This window comes from Actinacidiphila yeochonensis CN732, from assembly GCF_000745345.1.
In the GTDB taxonomy this organism is placed as follows: Bacteria; Actinomycetota; Actinomycetes; order Streptomycetales; family Streptomycetaceae; genus Actinacidiphila; species Actinacidiphila yeochonensis.
Map to the genome: position 1 here is coordinate 3,806,666 of NZ_JQNR01000005.1, position 22,378 is coordinate 3,829,043.

Sequence of the window (22,378 nt, forward strand, 5' to 3'; positions counted from 1 at the left end):
GCAGTGGTATAGACCAATTCATGCTTGCCGCCACGCCGGACGGCGGCCATGATCTGCGATCATCCGTGATGACCAGGAGCACCGTAGGGAGCCCCGCATGGAGTCGTTGTCCCGCAGGACCTTCACCGTCGCCGCCGCAGGAGCGCTCGCCTCCACGGCGGCCGTCGGCACCGCGACGGCCGCCGCGCCCGCCGGGCGGCCCGCCGCCCCGCCGGGCACGGCACCGCCCCGCGCCGCACCGCGGCGGCGGCCGCACCGCCGCACAGAAGCCGTCGATGCGCGGCGTGTGGATCGCCACCGTCGCCAACACCGACTGGCCCTCCGCGAAGGGCCTGTCCCCGGACGAGCAGCGCGCCGAGCTGATCGACCTGCTCGACAACGCGGTGGAGCGCCGGATGAACGCGGTGGTGCTCCAGGTGCGGCCCACCGCCGACGCCCTCTGGCCCTCCCCGTACGAGCCGTGGTCGCAGTACCTCACCGGCACCCAGGGCCGCGACCCGGGCTGGGACCCGCTGGGCACCGCCGTCCGCGAGGCGCACCGGCGCGGCCTGGAACTGCACGCCTGGTTCAACCCCTACCGGATCTCGCTGAGCACCGACCTGAGCGCCCTCGCGCCCGACCACCCCGCCCGGCTGCACCCCGAGTGGGTGATCTCCTACGGCGGCCAGCTCTACTACGACCCGGGCCGGCCCGCCGTGCGCCGCTTCGTCGAGGACGCCATGCTCGACGCGGTGCGCCGCTACCCGATCGACGCCGTCCACTGGGACGACTACTTCTACCCCTACCCGGTCGCCGGCCAGGAGTTCGGGGACGACGCCAGCTTCGCCGAGTACGGCGCCGGCTTCCCCGACCGGGCGACCTGGCGGCGGCACAACACCGACCTGCTGGTCAGCGAGATGGCCCGCCGGATCAAGGAGATCCGGCCCACCACCCAGTTCGGCATCAGCCCGTTCGGCGTCTGGCGCAACGCCGCCACCGACCCGACCGGCTCGGCCACCCAGGCGGGCGTCCAGACCTACGACGACCTGTACGCCGACGTCCGCGGCTGGGTCCAGAAGGGCTGGCTGGACTACGTCGCCCCGCAGATCTACTGGAACATCGGCTTCGCCGCCGCCGACTACGCGGTGCTGGTGCCCTGGTGGAACGACCTGGTGGCCGGCACCCGCACGAAGCTGTACGTGGGCGAGGCCGTCTACAAGGTCGGCGCCGCGGGGCAGCCCGCCGCCTGGCAGGACCCGGCCGAGCTCTCCCGCCACCTCACGTTCGACGCGGACTACCCCGAGGTGCGCGGCAACATCTTCTACTCCTCCAGCCAGGTCAAGGCCGACCCGCTGGGCGCGGTGACCGAGATGGTCGCCGACCACTGGCCGACCCGGGTCCGCACACCCCGCTGACCCGGGCCGACGGCCCGCGGGCCGCGGCCGGGGCACCCCCCTCCGCCGCGGCCGCGGCCCGCAGGGCCCACCCGCAGCTCCGCACGGCGCGGGTGCCGGACAACCCCGTGCCGTGCGGACCGTCCGACGCCGTGCCGTGCGGACCGTCCGACGCCGTGCCGCACGATGGCTGCGGTCGCGCGCCGTGCAACAGGGCCCGGCAGGCTACAACGGGCCCCAACAGGTCCCGGAAATACGGTCGTACGAGCTGATCGACAACTGCTAGCGTCGCCGTGTGGCGAAACTGAACCAGATCATCGCAGTGGAGAAGGGCGTCAAGAACAAGGCGCAGCAGGAACTGACCGCGGCCCACCACGACCTGCAGAAGCCGGCGCTCCTCTCGGGCATCTCACGGACCTACCAGCCCAAGGACGAGGAGGGTGAGCAACTGCCGCCCGAGTCGACCCGGGTGCAGCTCAAGGCCGAGCAGGTACTCAAGTCCACCGCCGCGGTGCTCACCCGCCTCCTCGACGTGACCGCCACGAAGGACTGGGCGAACTGCGAGGCACGCGCCGACATCACCGTCGACGGCCGCACCCTGGTTCCCGCCGTACCCGTCTCCTACCTGCTCTTCCTGGAGAAGCAGCTCACCGACCTGCACACGTTCGTCCGCAAGCTGCCCGTCCTGGACGCGGCCGAGGCGTGGAGCCCCGACCCGTCGTCCGACGACTGGAAGACGGAGGCGGTACGCACCATCCGCACCAAGAAGGTGCCGCGCAACCACGTCAAGGCCGAGGCGACCGAGAAGCACCCCGCGCAGGTGGAGGTGTACTACGAGGACGTACCGGTCGGCTACTGGACCACCGTGAGGTTCTCCGGCGCACTGCCCGCCCGGCGTGTCAACGAACTGCTGGAGCGGGTCGAGAAGCTCCAGCAGGCGGTGAAGTTCGCCCGGGAGGAGGCCAACGGCGAGGAGGTCACCGACCAGCGCGTCGGTGACGCCGTCTTCGGCTACCTGCTGGGCCACTGAGCCCGCCGCCGGGCAGCGGTCGCCGACCCCGCCCCCGGCACGCACCACCCGACAGACTCCCTCCGCCCGTGCTTCAGCGGACGGGGGGTGCGCGAGGAGCGCAAAGCTGAACCTGAAGCTCGTCGTGAACCACGCGGTCCACAGTGGGGGTTCGAATCCCTCCCCCGGCACACGTCCGGCCGGGGTGGCCCAAGTCCGGCAGAGGCAGACCGCGATGAAACTCAGACTCTCGCTCCAGACTCAGCATTCGCCGCCCATCGCCGGATCGACCGGCCGCGGGCCGAGTCGTCAGGTGCCGGTTCGAATCCGGCCCGGTGCTCCATTCCCTGCACCGGTTGTTCAACGGCAGAACATGACGACATCAGCCTGACCTGCGGCTTTAAACGTGCCGGCGTGCCCACACGGGCGGCATCACAGTGGGCCCGGGGTTGGACATACTCCGGGCCCCGCTCCGTTTTCCCTGCCTCCGGCTGCTCCCGCCTGCTCCCGCTCGGGGGTCACCATGCGGGGACGCCAGGGGTGCGGGGGAGTGGTGCGGACCGCGCGGCGGCAGCGTCCTAGACCCCTCGGGGTACGGGCACCGGTGGCCTCGTCACTGGTGCGGCTGGTGGAGCTTGGACCTTGATGAAGCGCCCCGCTGCATCCCGCCGCACCCGCTCCCGTACCAACGGCGACAGAACCGTCTACCAGTGCAAGGGCGGCCGCTGGGAAGCCGCCGGATACGTCCTCGCTCCCGGCACCACCCGCCGCCGTGTCCGCGTCTACGGCACCACCCGCCGCCGCGTCCGCGTCTACGGCACCACCCGCAAAGAGGCCCTGGCCAAACTCACCGAGAAGACCGCCGCCAGCAACAAGGGTGTCCCGGCACCGTCCGCCCAGGGGAGCGTCGCCGCGTACCTGACGTCCTGGCTGGAGACCGTCGCCGTGCACCGGCTCCGCGAGACCACCCACACCCGCTACACCGCCTGCGTCCGCCTCTACCTGCTCCCCGGCCTGGGACGGAAGAAGCTCGCCAAACTCACCGCCAAGGACGTCCGCACCTGGCTCAACCATCTCCGCACCACCTGCCAGTGCTGCACACGCGGCCTCGACGCCCGGCGTGATGAGGCCCGTTGCTGCGCCGTCGGGACGTGCTGCCACAAGCGGCTCTCCCCGCTGACCCTGGCCTACGTGCACTCCGTCCTCAAGTCCGCCCTGGGGCACGCCGTGCGCGAGGAGGAGACCCCGCGCAACGTCGCCCGCAACGTCCGCATGGGTACCCCACGCCCCCGCCGCTTCGAACCGCTCACCGCCGTAGAAGCCCGTGCGTTCCTCGCCGCCACCCACGGACACCGACTGCACGCGCTGTTCGAACTCGCCCTGCGCACGGGACTGAGCAAGGGCGAATTCCTCGGCCTTCGCTGGGAAGACCTCGACCTGGCCGGCGGAACCGCCAGCATCCGCCGCACCCTCCAGCGCACCCGCACCGGCGGCCTGACCGCCCTACCGACCAAGACCCAGAACTCGGAACGGCGCATCGCCCTGCGCACGGAGTGCCTGCGCTCCCTCACACAGCACCGCAACCGACAGGCCCGGGAACGCGAAGCGGCGGGGACCGGCTGGAAGGCGACCGGCTACGTCTTCACCCGGCCCGACGGCTCACCGATCGAGGGAGCCACCCTCACCCGGCACTTCAATACCCTGCTCCGCCGGGCCGCCCTCCGCCGCATCCGCTTCCACGACCTCCGGCACTCGGCAGCGACCCTCCTCCTGGAGCAGGGCGTCGAACTCGTCGTCATCAAGAAGCTGTTGGGCCACGCCCACATAGGGGTGACCGCGACGGTCCACGCCCACGTCCGACTCCGCCTCCAACGCGACGCCATCGACCTTCTTGGTAATGCCCTCCGCAACCCCGCCGAGATCACCGGCAAGCCCGACGACGAACCACCCCTCTGCGCAGCAGTCGTCCGCTGACGTTGCCGTCAACCATTGCCGTCAGACAGCCCAGAGGCCCCATCGGTGACGACCGATGGGGCCTCAAATTCGCTAACGCGAACCGCTTTGGCGATCAATCAATCGCGCCGTCACCTTCGAGGCGCACGAGAGTCCCCTCCGGCCCCCCCGTCGCCAGAATATCCTCCAGTACCTCGCAGATACTGTCAATTCCAGCCTCCCTCACAAGCAGGAGATCCGGACAGTTAAAGTATCTACCGCTGAAGCATTCTCCCGTAATTTCCCATCGCTTCCAGATGGCATCCACTTCCGCCAAAGTGAGAACAGTCGCACTCCATCGCGACCCATCTTCCAGCGTCAGAACCAGATCAAGATTCGACGCCTCTTCCGGCCTCTGCCCGAGCGCGATCATGAAGAGAGCGGTGGCATTACCAATTTCTCTCCGGATCAACGAGTCACCGCCCATAAATACTCTGCAATCTAGCCATCACCGCTGGCTCATTTCCCTTATCGGATTTACCAACGATCTGGATGCCACTTTCCGTGTTCCGGAAGAAGAGCCTCGCTCCGTTCTTAGAGCGAGCGTAGGCAACATCTGTTCCGGTCAGGAAACCGTTTCCGATACCCGGATTCAAGTTACCTTCCGCCAGCCTCGCCTGCATCGCATCAAGATCCCGCTGGGCAGTCTGATTCTTTCCGGCTTTCTGTGCAGCCCTAACCGGAAGCGGATCATCATGAATTGCCGACGTCAGCGTGGGGCATGTGCTGTTATGCACGAGCACCGGCGTCTGTCCAGCGAGTACATAGTACGTGTGGCACTCGACCCTGCTCTACCTGCGTTTTCGCAGGTGGGCGGGGTTTTGGCGGTCCGTCGGGGTCCGTGGTTGTGCGCTGATGTCGGTGGTTGTTGCCGTCACTACTGCCGTCGGCGGTCTAAACCTGTATGGCTACGTGAGGTGCTCGGTGAGGTCGTCCACGGTCTGGTCGGCCGCGTGGAGGTGCTCAGGCCTCAGCCGCCGACCGTCAGCCACGACGGCGGGTGCGCCGGACGGGCCACCCGTCACGTGTGTCTCGCTCAGCCCCCACTGGCATCAGCCACGCTGTCCGTGCCGTCATGGCCCGAGCCAGCGACGGGCCCCGGCGTACGGAACGGCGGTCCGGCTCGCCAGGGGTTCGCCGCTCTGCCGACCGGGTCTCGATCCGCTGGGCGTGCGCGCCGAGTGGCCGGTGGGCGTCGCCGGCGGGGCGGCAGACAGGAGCGGGCGGCGGTCACCGGCCGCCGGCGCGCGGCGGCCCGCGTCAGCGGGGCGCTCTTGATCAAGTAAAGAAACTCTGAACAGCCCAGATCGCGTAGCCGCGTTCGGCGAGTCTGTCGCGCAGACGCTGTACCTTGGCGGCGTTCTCTTCGGGCGTGTAGTCCCCGCTCAGGCGCTTGCGCTGCTCTGCGACGGCGGTCTTGGCCTGGTGATCCTGGACGACTGCTTCGTACTCGGCCCGCGCGTCTGCCAGGCGCTGTGCGGAGGTTGCTGCCGTAAGAGACTGTCCCCACTGACGCTGGCCTACGTGCACTCCGTGCTCAAGTCCGTCCTGGAGCACGCAGTCCGCGAAGAGGAGACACCGCGCAATGCGGCCCGCAACGTTCGCATGGGCATACCCCGCCCCCGCCGCTTCGAACCCCTCACCGCCGAGGAAGCGCGCGACTTCCTGACCGCCACGAGCGGGCACCAGCTGAGTGCGCTGTTCGAACTCGCCCAGCGCACCGGGCTCCGCAAGGGCGAACTCCTCGGCCTGCGCTGGGAAGACCTCGACCTGGCCGGCGGAACCACCAGCATCCGCCGCACCTTGCAGCGCACCAACAGCGGCGGCCTGACGGCCCTGCCCACCAAGACCCAGAGCTCGGAACGGTGCATTGCCCTGCCCACCGAGTGCCTGCACTCCCTCGAACAGCACCGCGACCGGCAGCGCCAGGAACGCGAAGCGGCAGGGACGGGCTGGAAGGCGAGCGGCTACCTCTTCACCCGGCCCGACGGCTCCCCGATCGAGGGAGCCACCCTCACCCGGCACTTCAACACCCTGCTCCGCCGCGCCACCCTCCGCCGCATCCGCTTCCACGACCTCCGGGACTCGGCGGCGACCCTGCTCCTGGAGCAGGTCGTCGAACTCGTCGTGATCAAGGAACTGCTGGGTCACGCCCACATAGGGGTGACCGCAACGGGGTACGCCCACGTCCGACTCGGCCTCCAACGCGACGCCATCGACCTCCTCGGCAACGCCCTCCGGCACCCCGCCGAACTTGCCGTCCGACCCGACGACGGCGACGAACCACCCGTTCGTGCAGCACCCGTCCACTGACGTTGCCGTCAACTACTGCCGTCAGAAGCCCGCAGGCCCCGCCGGAGCACCTATCCGGCGGGGCCTGCGGGGTAATCAAAATACGCCGACTTCGTGGCCCGTCAGTGGCCCAGGCCAGACCACGGAATGAGCTGGGGCCCACATGTAGCCACAGTCAAACTTATCAGCCCTTGACTTGCGACCGCAATTGACCAAACAGACTCCAGTAAACCTCTTCATCACTTACCTCAAGATTATCAACAGCTCCCTGCCCTCCAAGAAAGAGGGGGACCTTGAATCCTACACACTTCTCAGCTGCGATCTGTTCAGAATTCCCAAGGCGCCACTCCGAGAATAGATCAGCTGCAAGAAATGTATCCGGATCCTCAACCATCTCCCGATCAAGAAGGTCGACCAGAGTGGCGTCAATGACGAAGGCATCTCCAGATCCAGGCTCAATAAAGAGAATCTGACCGGCAATTGGCGTTCCATTGCGAGCGGGAACCGCAAACTGCCGTCCCAGCCAGTCCTTAGCGAATGGGACGATGCGATCCCGGTACTCGGGAAAGGCTTCCCCAATGAGGATCGCGGCACGGCGGGATTGGTCGACATCGTGGATCCGTACGATTCCACCACCAAAGGACTTTCCCGCGCCGAGCGCCATCAACTCTTGGCCTCCCGTCATTTCCATGAGGAGATATCCAGTCGCGTGACGTGCCTCATCCCCAGCATCTTCTGGATACGCAGCCAAGAAATTCTCGTACATTGCGACTCCTAGCAGATAGAAACACCACAGATACGCGTCCCGTTCGGCAGGCCTCTCAGTCGCCCTGCGATCTGTGGACCCAGACTCCTGTTCACACTTGCCTCCAGAGGCGAAAGGTTATCAAGGGTGTCACTTCCACCGAGCTGTAGATCCCGCATGTGGTCCCCGTCAGAGCCGCTCGGAACGTCCTGACCAGCCTTACGGAGACGGCCTGCCGCGGAACCCTTCTCCACCCGCACCGCGTCGGTTTTGACCAGGTCACCATTCTTGGCGAGCCCGTCGAGGTATTCCACCTTTCCATCGGCAGCAGCCTTCTGGTCCGCATCCCAACCATCCTTGTAGTTGAGGTCGAGGTGGACGGCTTCCGGGTCATTGCCGCAGTTGTGAACCAATACCGGCGTGGCCCCCGCCAGTACATAGTACGTGTGGAGTTGGTCGATGGTCAGGTTGTACATGTCGGTCGCTCCCGCGACCGCATGGAGGGCGACGTGGACGTGGGTGTTGCGGGCAGTTTCCAGGGCGTCGCCGAGGGTGAGGTCGCCGGCCGGGACCCATGTGTGGGTGGTGTCATCCCAGAAGGGGTGGTTGTCGGTGGTGTGAAGGGTGGAAATGTGGCCGGGCGAAGTTTCGACCGTGAGGTCGAGGAGGTCGTCGTCGTGGTTGATGTGTGTGGCCGTGACGGTGCGCGTGCCCTTGTGGCTTCCCGTGAGAGGGTTGGCTGATTGGACTTTGTCGCCTGGCGCGATTTTGCCGATCGGTTTGGTTTTTCCGTCCGCCATCAGCACCTGGGTGGAGGGGATGAAGCTGCAGCCGTCCTTGGCGATCCGCTTTAGTTCCTTCGCGGTGAGCCGTAGATCCTCCCCCCATTTAGTATGCAAGAATGCATTGACTCCCAATGCCGCGCATGCGGGCATGTCTTCTTTTTTGCAGTCAACGTAGTCGGAGAAGCCGAGAATATTCAACGTCGCGTCGAGCAGGCTTCCCGCTGTCCGGTTGATCTGAGGATCTTTCGCGATCGGCGCGCATTCGACTTCGTTGTGCTGGCACCATTCTGGGGTGTTGGTGACCGCCTCGCATCCCAAAGATCCGCATTTCGACGCGTCGAGTCCGTTCTGGCATTTCTGGCTGCAGTCTGGATTGCGTCGCATCCCCGCTGCCGCTACCACCGTTACTGCCGCCATTAGAACCGTAGGCATCGGAGCCGTAGTCAGGGCAGGCCGGGTTCTTCAAGCTGGGGCAAACGGTGGCCCCGGATTGGATGGGGTTGCCATTGCCATCCTCGCCGTCCCCACTCCTGAGTATTTGACCTGTTGGGTCAGAGTCGGTCGCGGGATTGTTGTCCGCGTACGCGTAGCCGTTGAGGGATTGCGGGTCGCTGGTGTCGAGGATGGGGTCGACGGAGATGAAGCGGCCGGTGTTCGGGTCGTATTCGCGGGCGTCGATGTAGGTGAGGCCCGAGTCGGGGTCGGCGGGGTCGCCGAGGAATCCCTTGTCGTCGGGCCAGGTTCCGGTGCTGCCGGTGCGCGGGGCGCCGAATGCGGTGGTGTAGCGCTTGGTGACTGCCTGGGTGTCGGCGTCGATGGCGAGGCTGCTGGTGCCATGCGGGTCGGAGGCCAACCAGGTCAGGGTGTTTTTGCCGGTCTGTGTGCTGCGCAGGGCGATGGTGGTGCCGGCGGCGGTGTAGTACCGCTGGGCCCATGCGGAGGTGGTGCCGGTTTTGAGGTGGACTTCGGTGTCGCCGAGGTAGAGGACGGTGTCGCCGGCGCAGCCGCCGTCGACGATCGTGCGGGTGGCGGACCTGCGGAGGCTGTGGGGCACAAGAACCGCGGAGCGGAGGCACGTTGCCCTTGGAGGCGGGCATGCTCTTGGGTGGTGCTGCCCGATCGGCGGCACACGGGGAGGCAACCGACTGATGACGGGGGAGCAGTGATGGATCCGATCTCGGCAGCCGCGCTGACCGGACTGGCAGGGGGTGTCGGTGGTGAGGCCGGCCGGCAGGCGTGGACGGCGTTGGGCGCACTGGTCCACCGTCCGTTCCGCCACGGCGCGGGCAGTGGTGCGGCCGATGACGAGAGCCGTACGCTCGCGGTGAGTTCCGGAGCGGCCGAACTCGCGGCGCTGGTACAGGATCCGGGTGATGTGGAGCGGGCCCAGCGGTTGAGTACGGCTCTCGCTGTGCGAGCCGCGCTCAGCTCGGAGTTCCGCTCCGCGTTGGAGAGCTGGTGGGAGCAGGCGCAGTCGGTGCGTGCGAACGGAGGGGTGGAGAACCGGATCAGTGGGGGCACGCAGCACGGACCTGTCCTCATGGGCAGGGACTTCTCCGGCATCACCATCACCGGCCATGGTTCAGCCGGCCCCCGTGTGACGCCCGCCGACTCGCACGGAACAGGGTCCCCCGCCTCGGACGGCACCGATCCGTCCTCCGCGAGTGGCCCGCAGGAGGGCTGAACCGGCCTCGTCCCCCGGAACCGGTTCACCGCTCTCCGGCGAGGCGGCGTTGCAGTTCGGCGTGGCGGAGCTGGTACGTGGCGCCGACCTGCCGCAACACGCCGCGTCGGTGTGCGTCGGCGAGGAAGGGCATCAGCCGCCACGGCACGTGGCCGTGCAGGGCGAGCCACCATCGCGCGAGTGTGAACGAGCCGTACCGGGCCTGGAGTAAGCCCCAGGCCAGGCCGGTCGCCAGCCCGTCGGCCACTCCGGCGAGGGCCCCCGGCCAGGGGCCCAGGAGTGACCCGATGACGAGGGACGCGGCAATGCCGATGGCGAGGCCACCCGCCGAGGCGGTGGTCCAGAACGTGGCGCGGTCCTGGGCGAGTACGGTCTGCGGGTCCGCCGCGGCCGTCGCCTCGGCCGGCTTGGCCTCCAGCCCCGCGCCGAAGGATCCGCCGGCGGCGCCCACCAGGCCCGACAACAGCCCGTTGAGCACGCCGGCTTGCAGAGTGACCGCGATCCCGAGGGCGAGGCCGCCGCCGAGGCCGGTGAGGATGCCGAGGGGCGACCAACGCAATCCTCGCGCGGGAAGACGGCTGTGGCCCATGGTGACCACGCAGGCCGCCGCGATGGCGAAGCCGATGCTGTTGACCAGCGGCGACGAGTCCCCCATTTCGGGATCCCCGACGAACGCGCCGACGAACGACGCCGCCACGCCTCCTGCCAGCCCCGCGCGGAACCCCCCGAGGAACCCGGGCACGAGGCCCAGCGCGAGTCCGCTGACGACGTATCCCGCGGGGCTCTCGATCCCGAGCACGGAGCGTATGCCGAGTCCGCACGCGGCACCGAGGATGCTGCCGAGTAGCCCTCCTGCCAGCCCGCGGTTGAAACTCCGGTCAGGCGGACTCCAACGGCGGCCCACCAGCGTCACCGCGATGCCGACGACCATGCCGACGCCGAGCCATGCGCCGAACGGCATCAGCACTCCGGCCGGCACCGCCACGAGTCCGACGGCGCCTCCCACCAGAGTCCTCGGTGCCGCGTCGGGGAGGTCCCACCATCTGAGGTCGGTGGTGCCCTGCTGACGGTGCTCCAGATCACGGGCGAGATAGGTCAGGAAGCGGGCCGCCTGCCCGAGTGTCCAGGCGGGCTTCGACCGTGAAGGACCGGCCCTCCGGCCCGGGGAGGAGAACCCGTGCCGGGCATAGGAGGCCGGGAGGAAGGCATCCAGCAGGTGGGCCTGCAGTGCGGCGGGCGTGGGGAACGTCGAGCGGTCCAGGAGCTCGACGGGGTGGCCGACGGGGGCGTGGCGATCCTCGGACCGGGACCCCCGTCCGGCACCCCGCGCGGCAACCGCGGAGTCACGCGCCGGACGCACCGGCCGGTCGGCTGGCGCGGAGCCGTGGGCGAGATCCTCCGCGCCCTCCGCGCCCTCCGAGCCCTCCGCACCCTCCGCCCCCTCCGAGCGCTCCGTCCCCTCCGCCCCCGCCGATCCCTCCGAAGCGCCCGGCGAGGGGTTGTAGGCGACGCGGGCCAGGTAGGCCATCAGCGGTGTCGTGAGCAGCCGGCCCAACGGATGGGGATCGTGCCGAGTGTGCAGCGTGGCGAACACCTCCTGCCAACGGGCCTCGTTGGTCGGCCCGCCGGCGGAGTCCCGCAGGTACCACTCGACGGAGTCAAGGTCCAGCGGCTCGATCGCGACGCCCGCGGCGCCGGTCACCCTCACCTCACGCCCGCTGCGGGGCTGGACTGTGTCGGCGAAGTCGGTGCTGCGCGAGCTGAGGACCATGGCAAGGTTCGGACGGGGGCCGAGGGCGTCGTTGATGCGGGCGATCGCACGGCCTCGCACGCTGCCCGGGATCTCGTCCAAACCGTCCAGCACCAGCATGAGCCGGCCGGAGTCCAGGAGTTCCCGTCCTTTGCTCGCCCCAGTCCGCCCGGGATCGCCGAGCGACGGGTAGTCGATGCTCAGCCGCTGTTCCAGCCACAGGTCCAGTTCCTCCCGGTCCGGCTCCCACGAGGCGAGCGGGACGAGGACGGGAACCGGGTCGCCGTGGCGGCGGCGCGCGAGCAGGTCCAGCACCAACCGCATCAGCAGCACGCTCTTGCCGGAACCCGGTTCCCCGAGGACGACCAGGCGCCCCGTCGGTACCCGGGCCAGTACCTCCGCCAGCTCGCCGTCGCCGCCGGACAGTGCTTCCGGCCCGGGCGCCCAGCCGGACGGCGAGGCCGGTGCCCAGCCGATCCCGGTCGTAGCCAGCCGGAGCAGCGAACGCCAGGGCTCCAGAAGCTCAGGAGCGGCGGGTCGCCACCGGACCGGAAGCGGATACGGGTCGTTCAGCCGTCGTAGCGCCGCCTCCTGCCCCCACTGGCGTTCGACAGCGTCCGCGAGATCGTCCGCGGCCCGGGCCAGTTCCGGGTCCTCGACCACAGTGGGCGTCGGAACCGCTGGAGGGTTGATGGTGACCGGACCGTGGAAGTCCCGCGCCAGGAAGACGGGGCCGTGCTGTGTGCCCCCGCTGATGCTGTTGCCGACCCCGTCTTCCGACGGCTCCTCCCCCCGTGCATCCCGTTCCACGAACTCCCCCTCCACCCGGATGCCCTGCCACGCCCCGCGCCGCCCGCCGGCCGGCCGCCGCGGTAGCCTGACGGGTATTCGTCAGGCTACTCAGCCACCCCCGACTCTGTTAGACGGCCGCGGAGAAGCGCCTGGGGTGCCCCCGGACCGTTCGGCGGCCGGGGAGGCTCGCACAGGTGGCTGTTCGCGCCCGTTCGTGGGAGGTTCAGCCGCGGCCGGGGGCGGCCGGGGCCAGCCGGTAGCCTTCCCCCTCGCGTCGTACGTGGCCGGCGGTCGGCGGCGGGAAGTGGGTGCCGAGCAGCAGCGTCGACGTGCCCGCCAGCGCGTCGAGCAGCCGGCTGCGGGTCCGGACGGCGAGGTCGGGGTCGATGTCCACGCAGCTGCAGAGCCCGGGGTGCGACATCTGGACCGGGTGGTGGATGCTGTCGCCGGTGATCAGCGCGCGTTCACCGCCGCTGCTCAGCTCGACCGCCACCTGGCCCGGCGTGTGGCCCGGGGTGGGCAGCAGACGGATGCCCGGCGCGATCGGGGTGCCGCCGTCCTCGACGTCGACCAGGTCGAACAGGCCCGCGTCCCGGACGGGGTGGACCGAGTCGCGGAACATCTGCTTGCGCGCGTCGTCCATCTCGGCGCCGGACCAGTAGTCCCACTCGGTGCGCGCGGTGAGGTAGCGCGCGTTCGGGAAGGTGGGCACCCAGTCGCCCCCCTCGGCGCGGGTGTTCCATCCCACGTGGTCGGTGTGGAGGTGGGTCAGGACGACGAGGTCCACGGACTCCGGTGCGAAGCCCGCTTCCCGCAGCCGCGTCTCGTAGTCGGTGTTCATGTCGTGCCAGGCGGGGTTCGCGCGCTGCTTGCCGTTGCCGATGCCGGTGTCGATCAGCACGCGCATGCCGTCGGCTTCCAGGGCGAAGCTGTGGCTCGCCAGGTGGAGGAACCCCTGGTCGTCGGCGAAGTCGGGGCGCAGCCACGGTGCTTCGGCCACGAGGTCGGTGGTCGCTCCGGGCAGGAGCCACGGGCTGGTCTCGGCCGGCAGGGCGATCTCGTCGACGCGGAGGACGGTGTGGTCGCCGACGGACCACGAGGAGGCCCCGGGGTGGGTCCCGGCGGCGGACTGAGAGGTCGTGGACATGGGGGTTCCCTACTTGTCGGTGGTGGTGAGGCTGTGGTTGTCGGCGTTCGCCGCGGCTTCGGCGGCGCCGGTGGCGCCGTCGAGGGTCGGCCGGACGGCGCCGGACACGCGACGGGTGACGCGGGTGGGCGGCGGCGAGCCCGGCGCGGACCGTGCCGACCGTGCCGGGCGCGCCGGGCGCGCCGGGCGGGCCGGGTGGGCCGAGTGGGCCGGTCGGGCCGGGTGGGGCGCGTGGGCTGGGTGGGCTGGGTGGGTCGACCGCGTGGACCTGAATAGCGCCGCGACCGCGATGGCGGCCAGCACCGCCACGCAACCGGCGTACGCCACCGCCGTGGTGCGCAGTCCGCAGGCCGCGGTGAGGACGCCGGCGCCGATGGCGGGCAGGCTCATCGCGAGGTAGCTGAGGACGTAGTAGGAGGCGAGCGTGCCGCTCTTCTCCCGGGCCGCGACCGGCGAGAGGACCGCGCGCAGGGCGCCCTGGGAGACGGCGCCGAAGCCGAACCCGGCCAGTGCCGCTCCCACGAAGAGCGGGACCGGGCTGTCGAGGAGGAGGGCGCAGAGGGACAGGCCGGCCGCCGGTATCACCGCGCAGCAGCCGAGCAGGGCCGAGAGGCCGGCCCGGGTCCTGCGCGTGAGGAAGACGGTGAGCGCGGCGACGGAGGTCAGGGTGAAGAACACCAGACCCCCGGCGGCCTCCGGTCCGCCCGGCGAGACGAGCCGGGTGAAGGCCGGGCCCAGCGACGAGTAGAAGCCGCCGAGCGCCCAGACGGCGACGACACCGGCGCCGTTGCGCAGGAAGGCACCGCGGGCCGCCGCCGGCAGGGTCAGGTGCGGCCGCGTGGAACGGAGAGCTCCGGGGCGGGCGCGAACCGTCTCCGGGATTCGGCTGAGAGCCACCGCCTGAACCGCGAACAGGGCCGCGAGGGCCACGTACACCGTGGTCGTGGGGGCGGGCGCGAAGAGCACCAGGAGGGTGGCCGTCATGACGCCGGCGGCCATGCCGGCCACCGGTGAGACGCTGTTGGCCAGCGCGGACCGTCCGGGCCGGGCGGGGTCCTCCAGGTCGAGGAGGGCCGCCCCGGCGGCACTGGTGGCCGCGCCCGTGGCGATGCCCTGCAGTAGCCGGGCGACGATGAGCGCCGTCAGGCCGCCCGCCGTGGCGAAGAGGAGCATGGCCGCGACCTGGAGCAGCAGCGCGCCCAGCAGTACCGGGCGGCGCCCGAGGTGCTCGGAGAGCGTGCCGGTCGTCAGCAGGGCCGCCAGCAGGGCCAGGGCGTAGGCGCTGAAGACCACGGTGATGTCGAGGGCCGAGAGCTGCCACTGCGCCTGGTAGCGGGTGTAGAGCGGGGTCGGCGCGCTGGAGGCCGCGAGCAGTGCGATCAGGATCGAGGCGTGCAGCGCGAACGGCAGGCGCCGGGAGGTGGGGGAGCGGGGGCAGACGCGACCCGCTGGGGCGCTTTGCATGAGGTTCCTTACCAAGCTTAAAGCAAAGAGTTTGCTTTAAGTCACGGTAGGTCGTAGCGTCGACTAAAGCAAATGATTCGCGTTTAGGTGATCGAGGGTCCCCACCCACCCAGGACCCGATGCGCGCCGTACAGATCCGGAAGGCCACCATGACCAGCGCACTCACTCCCCAGGAGGCGGCCCGAGGGGCGCTCCGAGCGGGGCTCCCCCTCGCCGACGAACGGCACGAAGGGGTGGCCGCGACGGCCGACTTCATCCACTCCGTCATCACCACGCTGCGCGAACTCGACTTCGGCGACACGCCCCCGGCGGCCTCCTACCGGGCCGGAACGGAGAACGTCGATGCGACCCTTTGAGCTGTCACTGACCGACGCCGCCCGCGCGGTGCGCGCCCGCGAGCTGTCCCCGGTCGACCTCGCCGCATCCGTGCTCGACCGCATCGCCGCCGTCGACGGACGACTCGGCGCCTATGTCGCCGTCGCCGCGGACCGGGCGCGGAGCGCGGCCGCGCAGGCGGAGCGGGAGATCTCGAAGGGCGGACCGAGGGGACCGCTGCACGGAATCCCGATGGCGCTCAAGGACCTGATCGACGCCGAGGGGATGCCCACCACGGCGAGTTCCGACGTCCGCGCCGGGCATGTCGCGGACCGGGACAGCCGGGTGACCGCACGCCTCGCCGCCGCCGGGGCCGTCCTGCTGGGCAAGACGCACACCCACGAGTTCGCCTACGGCCTGACCACCCCGCAGACGAGGAACGCGTGGGACCACAGCCGCGTCGCCGGCGGATCGAGCGGCGGCTCCGCGGTGGCGGTCGCCGCGGGCGGGGCGACCTTCGCGCTGGGCACGGACACCGGCGGCTCCATCCGGGTGCCCGCGGCGCTCAACGGCGTGGTGGGCCTCAAGCCCACCTACGGCCTCGTCCCCCGCACCGGCGTGACCTCCCTGTCCTGGTCCCTGGACCACGTCGGCCCCATCACCCGCACCGTGCGGGACGCCGCGCTGGTGCTGGCCGCGACGGCCGGCCACGACCCGGACGACCCCGCGAGCGTGCCCGGCCCCCGTACCGACTACCTCGAAAGCGGCGACCTGTCGGGCGTCCGGGTCGGCGTCCCCCGCACCTACTACTTCGACCGGGTCGCGACCGACGTGGAAGAGGCGGTGCGCCGGGCGATCGGGCGGCTGGCGGAACTCGGGGCCGAACTCGTCGACGTCGACATCCCGATGACGCGCTACATCCAGGCCGTCCAGTGGGGGCTGATGGTGCCCGAGGCCACCGCCTACCACGAGCGCTCCCTGCGGGATTCGGCCGACCTCTACGCCCCGGACGTGCGCATCCTGCTGGAGGCCGGTGAACTCACCTCGGCGGGCGACTACCTCCGCGCCCAGCGGGCCCGCACCCTGATGCGGGACGCCTGGGCGCGCATGTTCGACGGGATCGACGTTCTGGCCGCGCCGACGGTACCGATGACGGCCGCCGCCGCGGACCAGGAGGCGGTCGAGTGGGCCGACGGCACGACCGAGTCCGTGTCCGACGCCTACGTCCGTCTCTCCGCCCCGGCCAACATCACCGGCGTTCCGGCCCTCACCCTTCCGGTCGGCCGCGACCGGAACGGGCTGCCGATCGGCATGCAGCTGATGGCGCGGCCCTTCCGCGACGCGACGGTGCTGCGGGTGGGACGGATCTACGAGGAGGCCGCTGCCGAAACCGGTCGGCTCGCTCCGCTCGCGGCCTGAGCGCCGACGTCCCGGGCGGCCACCACCGCCCGGGACCGACGGCGGTCCACCGGCGCCCGCGACCGACGGCCGTGTCCTCGCCGGGGACCGACCGGGTCGCGGCACTAGACGCAACGGATTCGCATTAAGGTGGAGAGCATGACTCCCAGGCCCATGGCCCGGCCCGGCGGGCGCAGTGCCCGTGTGCAGGAATCGGTGCACGCCGCGGTCCGCGAACTCGTCGGCGAAGTGGGACGCGACGTGCTGACCGTCCCCATGGTGGCGGCCCGCGCTGGTGTGACGCCGTCCACCGTCTACCGCCGCTGGGGCGACCTGCAGGAACTCCTCTCCGACGTCGCGGTCGAGCGGCTGCGCCCGGAGACCGATCCCGCGGATCTCGGCAGCCTCCGGGACGACCTCGACGCCTGGGCGGAGCAGTTCCTCGACGAGATGGCCTCTCCGTCCGGGCGCGCGTACATCAGGGACGCGCTCCTCGGAGACCCGGACGGCACCAACGCGGGCCAGTGCTCCGCCTACGCCGCGGAGCAGATCGGCGCCGTGCTGGATCGGGCGGTCCGGCGCGGTGAGCCGGTGCCCGACACGGAGCTGATGATGGACGACGTGGTCGCGCCGATCATGTACCGCATCCTCTTCCGTCCCGGCGCGCTGGACGCCGCGTACGCGCGCGAACTGGTCACGCACGCCCTCGACCGGCTCTGACCGGCACTGCCTCGCCGGGAGCCGGGAGCCGGCAGCCCCTGGACGACACTCGTCCTCACCGCTCGGCCCCTGAACCCCGCCGGCGGACGCCGGTGACGGACCCGGCGTCGCATTCCGTTCGGAGTGCGGATATGTCCGACGGCCCTCCCGCCGAGTTCGCGTTCATGCCCGCGTTCATGTCCGCGTTCATGTCCGCGTTCGTGTTCACGTCCGCGTTCGAGGAATGGCGCTCGGAAAGGGGAGGTGACGCGGGCACCCTTAGCGGGATGACCTGCCGGCCGAATTCCCCCGGACGGGTCGAAAGTCCGCGTTGCCGGCTGCGAAACGCCGGCTGAGGAGTACGCCCACCGTCGCGCCGACGCGCCCCCGCGTGCACCGGGTTCGCCTCCCGGTCCGCCCGTCCGTTCTCGCGTCGCGGCCGGTGAATGCGGCGCGGCGAATTTGTCGCCCAAATCCGGCAGAGGTCACATCGTAGGGAAGTCCGGCTTGTCCGCCCGGCGGGTTCCTTTCGCCGGCGCGGAACCTCTCATGCTCTCTTGACACGGGGATCGGGGGCTGCGGATCATAGAAAACCGCATGACCTGACAACGTTGTCAAACGAGCATCGGGAGCGACGTGACCCAATTGAATCGCAGGCGTTTCCTGTCCAGCGGGATCGCCGTCGCCGGTGGCGGTGTTCTCGGTACGCTCGGGCTGCCCGGTGTCGCCGACGCGGCTCCGGCGGATGCCGCGGGCGCCCGCCCCCTCCACGATGACGGCCACGAGGTCACCAGCGGCTGGACGTTCACGGCGGCCGACGACACGACCGTGTCCGGTGGCGGGCTGGCCAGCGCGCAGCACGTAGCCGGCATGAAGCCGGCCGTCGTGCCGGGAACGCCGCTCACCAGCATGATCGCCAACGGCGAGTACCCCGATCCGCTGTACGGCCACATCGTGACCGACACGGTCCCGGACACCCTGAAGGACACCGGCTACTGGTACCGGGTCGCGTTCCCCGTGCCGCGGCTGATCCCGGGGCAGCGGTTCTGGCTGCGGTTCGAGGGCATCAACTACCTGGGGACGATCTGGCTCGACGGCACCCAGGTGGGCACCGTCGAGGGCGCGTTCAAGCGCGGTGTCTTCGACGTCACGGACATCGTGGCGAAGGCGGACGGCACCGCCCACCTCGCGGTGCTGGTCGGCAAGCTGGACTACGACGAGGGCCCGGCACTGCCGAGCTACACCAGCGGCGTGACCCGCGGCGGGCGCAACGGCGGCCCGACCGGGGTCACCCTGAAGAACGGGCCGACGTTCTTCTGCACGTCGGGCTGGGACTGGCTGCCCACCATCCCCGACCGGGACCTCGGCATCTGGCAGCCGGTCACCTGGTCCACCACCGGGCCGGTCCGGCTGACCGACGTCCGCGTCGATCCCACCCTCTCCGAGGACCTGGGCACGGCCGACATCGCGGTCGACCTCGCCCTCGACAGCGCGTTCAGCACGTCCAGGGCCGTGGTGGTGAAGGGCTCCCTCGACGGCCGCGACTTCGAGCGGACCGTCACCGTGCCGGCCGGCACCTCCTCGATCACCGTGACGTCGAAGGAGATCGCCGCCCTGCGGCTGAACCGCCCGAAGCTGTGGTGGCCCAACGGCTACGGCGACCCCCACCGCTACCGGCTGACGATCGGGGTCGAGTCCGGGGGCCAGGTCCACGACGAGCGGACGGTCGACTTCGGCGTCCGGCGGATCGAGTACACCAAGCCGATCCAGTCGCCGTCCGGCTCCCTGGCCGACTGCCTGGCGATCACCGTCAACAACCAGCCGATCCTGGTGATGGGCGGCAACTGGGGCCTGGACGAGGCGCTCAAGCGCATTCCGCGGGAACGGTTGCGCGAGCAGGTGCGGCTGCACCGCGACGCCAACCTCAACCTGATCCGGAACTGGAACGGCCAGAGCAGCACCGAGGACTTCTTCGACGCGTGCGACGAGTTCGGCATCCTCGTCTGGCAGGACTTCTTCTGCTCGACCGAAGGCCCCCCGCCGGCGGACTTCGACCGCGACCTGGACAACATCCGGGAGTGCATCGTGCGCTTCCGCAACCACCCGTCGGTCCTGCTCTGGTGCGGCGGCAACGAGGGCCCGCCGCCGCAGACGCTCATCGACGGCCTGGACGCGCTGGTCGCCGAACTGGACCCCAAGCGGGCCGCGCTGACCAGCTCGGCCGGCGACACCGGCAAGGACGCGATCGCGGGGTACAGCTCGGGCGGGCCGTACCACTGGGTCACCCCGAGCACCCATTTCTCCCTCAACAACGGCACGCAGTGGCCGCCGTTCCACAACGAGGTCGGCTCGTACTCGATCCCGACGCTGGAGTTCATCCGGAAGATGCTCCCCGAGGCGTCGTGGGAGCACCCGGACGACTTCTGGGCCGACCGCGACGTCAACGGCAACGGGGGCAACGGCGGCGGCGCGGGCTACCTCAAGCTCACCGCGCAGCGGTACGGCGAACTGCAGAACCTCCCGGACTTCGCCCGCAAGTCCCAGCTGATGAACTACGAGTGCATCAAGGCGATCTACGAGTCGCGCGCCGCGAACATGGAGAGCGCCGGGGAGGGCAGGCCCTACCCGAGCACCGGCGTGGTCATGTGGATGACGAACCCGGCGCAGCCCAGCTTCGTCTGGCAGATGTACAGCCACGACCTTGAGGCGCACTCGTCGTTCTACGCGGTCCAGCACGCGTGCCGGCGGGTCAACGTGATCCTCAACAGCCAGACCCTCGACGTCGTGGTGGCCAACCACACCCGGGCCGCGGTGCGGGGCACCGTCGCCGTCACGCTGTACGGCCTGGACGGGGCGGCGTTCGCCGGCACGTCCCTGCGCGTCGACGGGGCGGCCGCGGCCGACCACACCGTGGTCGGCGGCATCGCGGCGCAGTTGGGCACCGCGCCCTCCGATGTCGCCTTCGTCCGGCTGTCGTTCGGGGACGAGCACGGCGTGGAGCTGGTGCGCAACTTCTACTGGGTCGAGAACCCGGCCCGGGCCGCCGGGTTCGTGAGCCTGGACGACGCGCCCGCGGCCGCCGTCTCCGTCGTGGCCGACGCCCGCCACGGGCAGGACGGCCTCGACCTGACGGTGGAGGTCGAGAACACCGGCCGGGCGGTGGCGCTGATGACGCACCTGCAGCTGTACGACACCCGGACCGGTGAACGCGTCCTGCCGGCCACGTTCAGCGACAACTACCTGAACCTGGCGGCCGGTGAGTCCAGCACCGTGCGGGTGCGGCTGGACGACGAGCAGGTCCGGAGCCACCCGTCCCTCGGCGTACGGGTCGACGGCTGGAAGATCGACCAGGACGCCTCCCGGTTGCGGGGCCACGGAGTGGCCGTCACCTTCAACCAGGCGGCGCTCTCCACCCACCCGGCGACGAAGACCTTCGCCGGGTAGCGGGTAGCCGGCGGGAACACGCGGGTACGGCCGGCCGCCGACCACGGCCGGCCGTACCTGTCACCCGTCACCCGGGCTCCGGGTCGGTGTACCGCCTCGTGGTTTTTTCGGCCCGCGCGGCCAGGAGCCTTCCCGGGCCGCGCCTTCGGCGCTACAGGCCGGCGGCGACGCCTCGCAGGACCGATTCCAGATCACGCTCGCCCGCCGGGGTCTGCGCACCGTGCTCCAGAGCCCCTGCCATGAGCCGTGCCGGCAGGTCCCCGCCCACCAGCTCGGCCCAGGCCTCGTCTTCCGCCCGCAGGCCGTCGGTCAGGTCCGCAGGAGGGACCAGCCGCTTGGCGGCGGCGATGATCTCCGGGGACAGCGCGGCGATCTTCTCCGCGACCCCGTCGACGAACGCGTCCAGCTCGGCCGCGGGCACCGAGCGGTTGATCCACCCGTAGGCGGCAGCGGTGTCCGCGTCCACCACGTCCCCGGTGAGCAGCAGCTCCAGCGCCCGGTTGCGTCCGACCCGCTCGCGCAGGTACTGCGTGCCTCCGCCGCCCGGCACGATGCCCATCAGGACCTCGCTCTGTCCGATGCCCGCGGTCTCCCGCGCGGCGAAGGCCATGTCGGCCGCCGCGACGAACTCCGCGCCTCCGGCTCGCGCCGTGCCCGCCAGCTTGACGATCGTCACCTGGGGCTGGTGGCGCAGCAGCTCGCCGACCCCCTGGAAGAGGTTGGCGTCCGGGTTGCGGTCCGCGATCTCCCGCAGCCCGTCCAACTCGTCGAGGATGTGGATGTCGACGTGTGCGATGAAGAGCTCGGGGTTGGCGCTGGAGAACACGATGACGCGGACCGAGCGGTCGTCCCGCAGCGTCCCGAGAGCATCGTGCAGTTCACGGATCAGGGTTCCGCTGAGCACGTTGACAGGGGGATTGTCCAGGGTGATCCGCGCGACTCCGGCATCGATCGCGACGCGGAGTGTCGTGTACTGGTCCAGGTTCATGAGCGTTCCAAGGTTTGCGGTGAGCCAGTAGGTTTGCGATGCATACCAACCCTGTGCTCGGCGTCGTGAACGGTCAATAACGCACTTCTCGACAACCAAGGATCTTGATGGATACCAGCTCCTCGCCCCTGCCGCCCCGTGGCGCTCCGCGATTCAGCGCCGAGTGCCCGAGTCGGCCCATCCTCGACCAGATCTCCGACAAGTGGTCGATGATGGTCATGGCGGTCCTGGAGCAGCCGACGCGGTTCAACGAGATCAAGCGCCAACTGGAGGGCGTCACGCAGCGGGTGCTCACCCAGACGCTGCGCAGGCTGGAACGGAACGGAATGATCCGGCGCCGAGTGCTGGAGACCTCCCCACCCGGCGTGGAGTACTCCCTCACACCTCTCGGTGAGTCGTTCCGCGGCCCTTTCACGCGCCTGTACGAATGGACGGTCGAGCACAGCGACGAGGTCCTGACGGCGCAGTGCGCATTCGACGCGCGGGCATCGGGACAGTAGC

General features: G+C 70.0%; 17 protein-coding genes and 2 pseudogenes. 10 read left to right on the forward strand and 9 right to left on the reverse strand.

Annotated features, from left to right (window positions below):
* Positions 1-97: 97 nt before the first annotated feature.
* From BS72_RS27425 to BS72_RS27435, 3 genes and pseudogenes are all read left to right on the forward strand, one after another.
* Positions 98-1,394, forward strand: a pseudogene (locus BS72_RS27425) (glycoside hydrolase family 10 protein).
* A gap of 274 nt (positions 1,395-1,668) precedes the next feature.
* Positions 1,669-2,403: a DUF7873 family protein gene (locus tag BS72_RS27430; RefSeq protein ID WP_037914419.1), complete on the forward strand. Its 735-nt coding sequence runs from the start codon at positions 1,669-1,671 to the stop codon at positions 2,401-2,403.
* A 624-nt stretch (positions 2,404-3,027) separates the two neighbouring features.
* On the forward strand, positions 3,028-4,356 hold the full coding sequence (locus tag BS72_RS27435) for a tyrosine-type recombinase/integrase (protein WP_037914421.1): 1,329 nt from the start codon (positions 3,028-3,030) through the stop codon (positions 4,354-4,356).
* Positions 4,357-4,450: 94 nt separating this feature from the next.
* Here the strand turns inward: BS72_RS27435 and BS72_RS27440 are convergent, their stop codons facing one another.
* On the reverse strand, positions 4,451-4,801 hold the full coding sequence (locus BS72_RS27440; RefSeq protein WP_063836150.1) for a hypothetical protein: 351 nt from the start codon (positions 4,799-4,801) through the stop codon (positions 4,451-4,453).
* Positions 4,791-5,111 (reverse strand): hypothetical protein, encoded by a 321-nt coding sequence (locus BS72_RS36840; protein WP_157856344.1) that lies wholly within the window; start codon positions 5,109-5,111, stop codon positions 4,791-4,793. Before BS72_RS36840 ends, BS72_RS27440 begins: the two co-directional genes overlap by 11 nt.
* 718 nt (positions 5,112-5,829) lie before the next feature.
* Here BS72_RS36840 and BS72_RS27445 point away from each other — a divergent pair.
* A pseudogene (locus BS72_RS27445) lies at positions 5,830-6,687 on the forward strand (tyrosine-type recombinase/integrase); the annotation flags it as partial.
* A gap of 163 nt (positions 6,688-6,850) precedes the next feature.
* On the opposite strand, the gene BS72_RS36845 reads toward BS72_RS27445, so the two are convergent.
* From BS72_RS36845 to BS72_RS40065, 3 genes are read right to left on the reverse strand one after another with little or no spacing between them, the layout of a single operon-like run.
* Positions 6,851-7,432, reverse strand: a complete 582-nt coding sequence (locus BS72_RS36845; RefSeq protein ID WP_157856345.1) for a DUF1851 domain-containing protein — start codon at positions 7,430-7,432, stop codon at positions 6,851-6,853.
* Between the two features lie 8 nt (positions 7,433-7,440).
* The gene (locus BS72_RS27450) at positions 7,441-8,394 is read right to left on the reverse strand and encodes a polymorphic toxin-type HINT domain-containing protein (protein WP_198546043.1); all 954 of its coding nucleotides are present in this window, start codon (positions 8,392-8,394) and stop codon (positions 7,441-7,443) included.
* Positions 8,363-9,250 (reverse strand): RHS repeat-associated core domain-containing protein, encoded by an 888-nt coding sequence (locus tag BS72_RS40065; protein WP_407639021.1) that lies wholly within the window; start codon positions 9,248-9,250, stop codon positions 8,363-8,365. Before BS72_RS40065 ends, BS72_RS27450 begins: the two co-directional genes overlap by 32 nt.
* A 111-nt stretch (positions 9,251-9,361) precedes the next feature.
* Between BS72_RS40065 and BS72_RS27455 the strand changes: the two genes are divergently transcribed.
* Positions 9,362-9,880, forward strand: coding sequence for a hypothetical protein (locus BS72_RS27455; protein WP_063836151.1), 519 nt, complete (start codon positions 9,362-9,364; stop codon positions 9,878-9,880).
* A gap of 25 nt (positions 9,881-9,905) precedes the next feature.
* Here the strand turns inward: BS72_RS27455 and BS72_RS32850 are convergent, their stop codons facing one another.
* From BS72_RS32850 to BS72_RS27470, 3 genes are all read right to left on the reverse strand, one after another.
* A complete protein-coding gene (locus tag BS72_RS32850; protein ID WP_051951765.1) occupies positions 9,906-12,440 on the reverse strand; it encodes an NACHT domain-containing protein in 2,535 nt (844 codons plus the stop codon).
* 205 nt (positions 12,441-12,645) lie between these two features.
* Positions 12,646-13,569 carry an MBL fold metallo-hydrolase gene (locus BS72_RS27465; protein WP_037914423.1) on the reverse strand — a complete coding sequence of 308 codons (924 nt, stop codon included), beginning with the start codon at positions 13,567-13,569 and terminating at the stop codon, positions 12,646-12,648.
* 9 nt (positions 13,570-13,578) lie between these two features.
* On the reverse strand, positions 13,579-15,033 hold the full coding sequence (locus BS72_RS27470; protein WP_078901678.1) for an MFS transporter: 1,455 nt from the start codon (positions 15,031-15,033) through the stop codon (positions 13,579-13,581).
* A gap of 149 nt (positions 15,034-15,182) precedes the next feature.
* Here BS72_RS27470 and BS72_RS27475 point away from each other — a divergent pair, with 149 nt between their 5' ends.
* The 4 genes from BS72_RS27475 (at position 15,183) to BS72_RS27495 (ending at position 20,889) form a co-directional block, all read left to right on the forward strand.
* Positions 15,183-15,389, forward strand: coding sequence for a hypothetical protein (locus BS72_RS27475; protein WP_037917957.1), 207 nt, complete (start codon positions 15,183-15,185; stop codon positions 15,387-15,389).
* A complete protein-coding gene (locus BS72_RS27480) occupies positions 15,376-16,767 on the forward strand; it encodes an Asp-tRNA(Asn)/Glu-tRNA(Gln) amidotransferase GatCAB subunit A (protein ID WP_037914424.1) in 1,392 nt (463 codons plus the stop codon). The genes BS72_RS27475 and BS72_RS27480 overlap by 14 nt, the downstream gene beginning before the upstream one ends.
* Positions 16,768-16,905: 138 nt before the next feature.
* Positions 16,906-17,466: a TetR/AcrR family transcriptional regulator gene (locus BS72_RS27485; protein ID WP_037914425.1), complete on the forward strand. Its 561-nt coding sequence runs from the start codon at positions 16,906-16,908 to the stop codon at positions 17,464-17,466.
* Between the two features lie 615 nt (positions 17,467-18,081).
* On the forward strand, positions 18,082-20,889 hold the full coding sequence (locus BS72_RS27495) for a glycoside hydrolase family 2 protein (RefSeq protein ID WP_037914429.1): 2,808 nt from the start codon (positions 18,082-18,084) through the stop codon (positions 20,887-20,889).
* A gap of 151 nt (positions 20,890-21,040) precedes the next feature.
* On the opposite strand, the gene BS72_RS27500 is transcribed toward BS72_RS27495, so the two are convergent.
* A complete protein-coding gene (locus BS72_RS27500) occupies positions 21,041-21,877 on the reverse strand; it encodes an enoyl-CoA hydratase/isomerase family protein (RefSeq protein WP_078901679.1) in 837 nt (278 codons plus the stop codon).
* A 107-nt stretch (positions 21,878-21,984) separates the two neighbouring features.
* Between BS72_RS27500 and BS72_RS27505 the strand changes: the two genes are divergently transcribed.
* Entirely contained in the window at positions 21,985-22,377 is a 393-nt protein-coding gene (locus BS72_RS27505) for a winged helix-turn-helix transcriptional regulator (RefSeq protein WP_051951766.1), read from the forward strand.
* Position 22,378 lies beyond the last annotated feature (1 nt).

Bases quoted from the DNA above. Each gene is read 5' to 3' on its own strand.
- BS72_RS27435 (WP_037914421.1), top strand. From the start codon at position 3,028: ATGAAGCGCCCCGCTGCATCCCGCCGCACCCGCTCCCGTACCAACGGC.
- BS72_RS27440 (WP_063836150.1), bottom strand. From the start codon at position 4,801: ATGGGCGGTGACTCGTTGATCCGGAGAGAAATTGGTAATGCCACCGCT.
- BS72_RS27455 (WP_063836151.1), top strand. From the start codon at position 9,362: ATGGATCCGATCTCGGCAGCCGCGCTGACCGGACTGGCAGGGGGTGTC.
- BS72_RS36845 (WP_157856345.1), bottom strand. From the start codon at position 7,432: ATGTACGAGAATTTCTTGGCTGCGTATCCAGAAGATGCTGGGGATGAG.
- BS72_RS27465 (WP_037914423.1), bottom strand. From the start codon at position 13,569: ATGTCCACGACCTCTCAGTCCGCCGCCGGGACCCACCCCGGGGCCTCC.
- BS72_RS27470 (WP_078901678.1), bottom strand. From the start codon at position 15,033: ATGCAAAGCGCCCCAGCGGGTCGCGTCTGCCCCCGCTCCCCCACCTCC.
- BS72_RS27475 (WP_037917957.1), top strand. From the start codon at position 15,183: ATGACCAGCGCACTCACTCCCCAGGAGGCGGCCCGAGGGGCGCTCCGA.
- BS72_RS27500 (WP_078901679.1), bottom strand. From the start codon at position 21,877: ATGAACCTGGACCAGTACACGACACTCCGCGTCGCGATCGATGCCGGA.
- BS72_RS27505 (WP_051951766.1), top strand. From the start codon at position 21,985: ATGGATACCAGCTCCTCGCCCCTGCCGCCCCGTGGCGCTCCGCGATTC.
- BS72_RS27485 (WP_037914425.1), top strand. From the start codon at position 16,906: ATGACTCCCAGGCCCATGGCCCGGCCCGGCGGGCGCAGTGCCCGTGTG.
- BS72_RS27480 (WP_037914424.1), top strand. From the start codon at position 15,376: ATGCGACCCTTTGAGCTGTCACTGACCGACGCCGCCCGCGCGGTGCGC.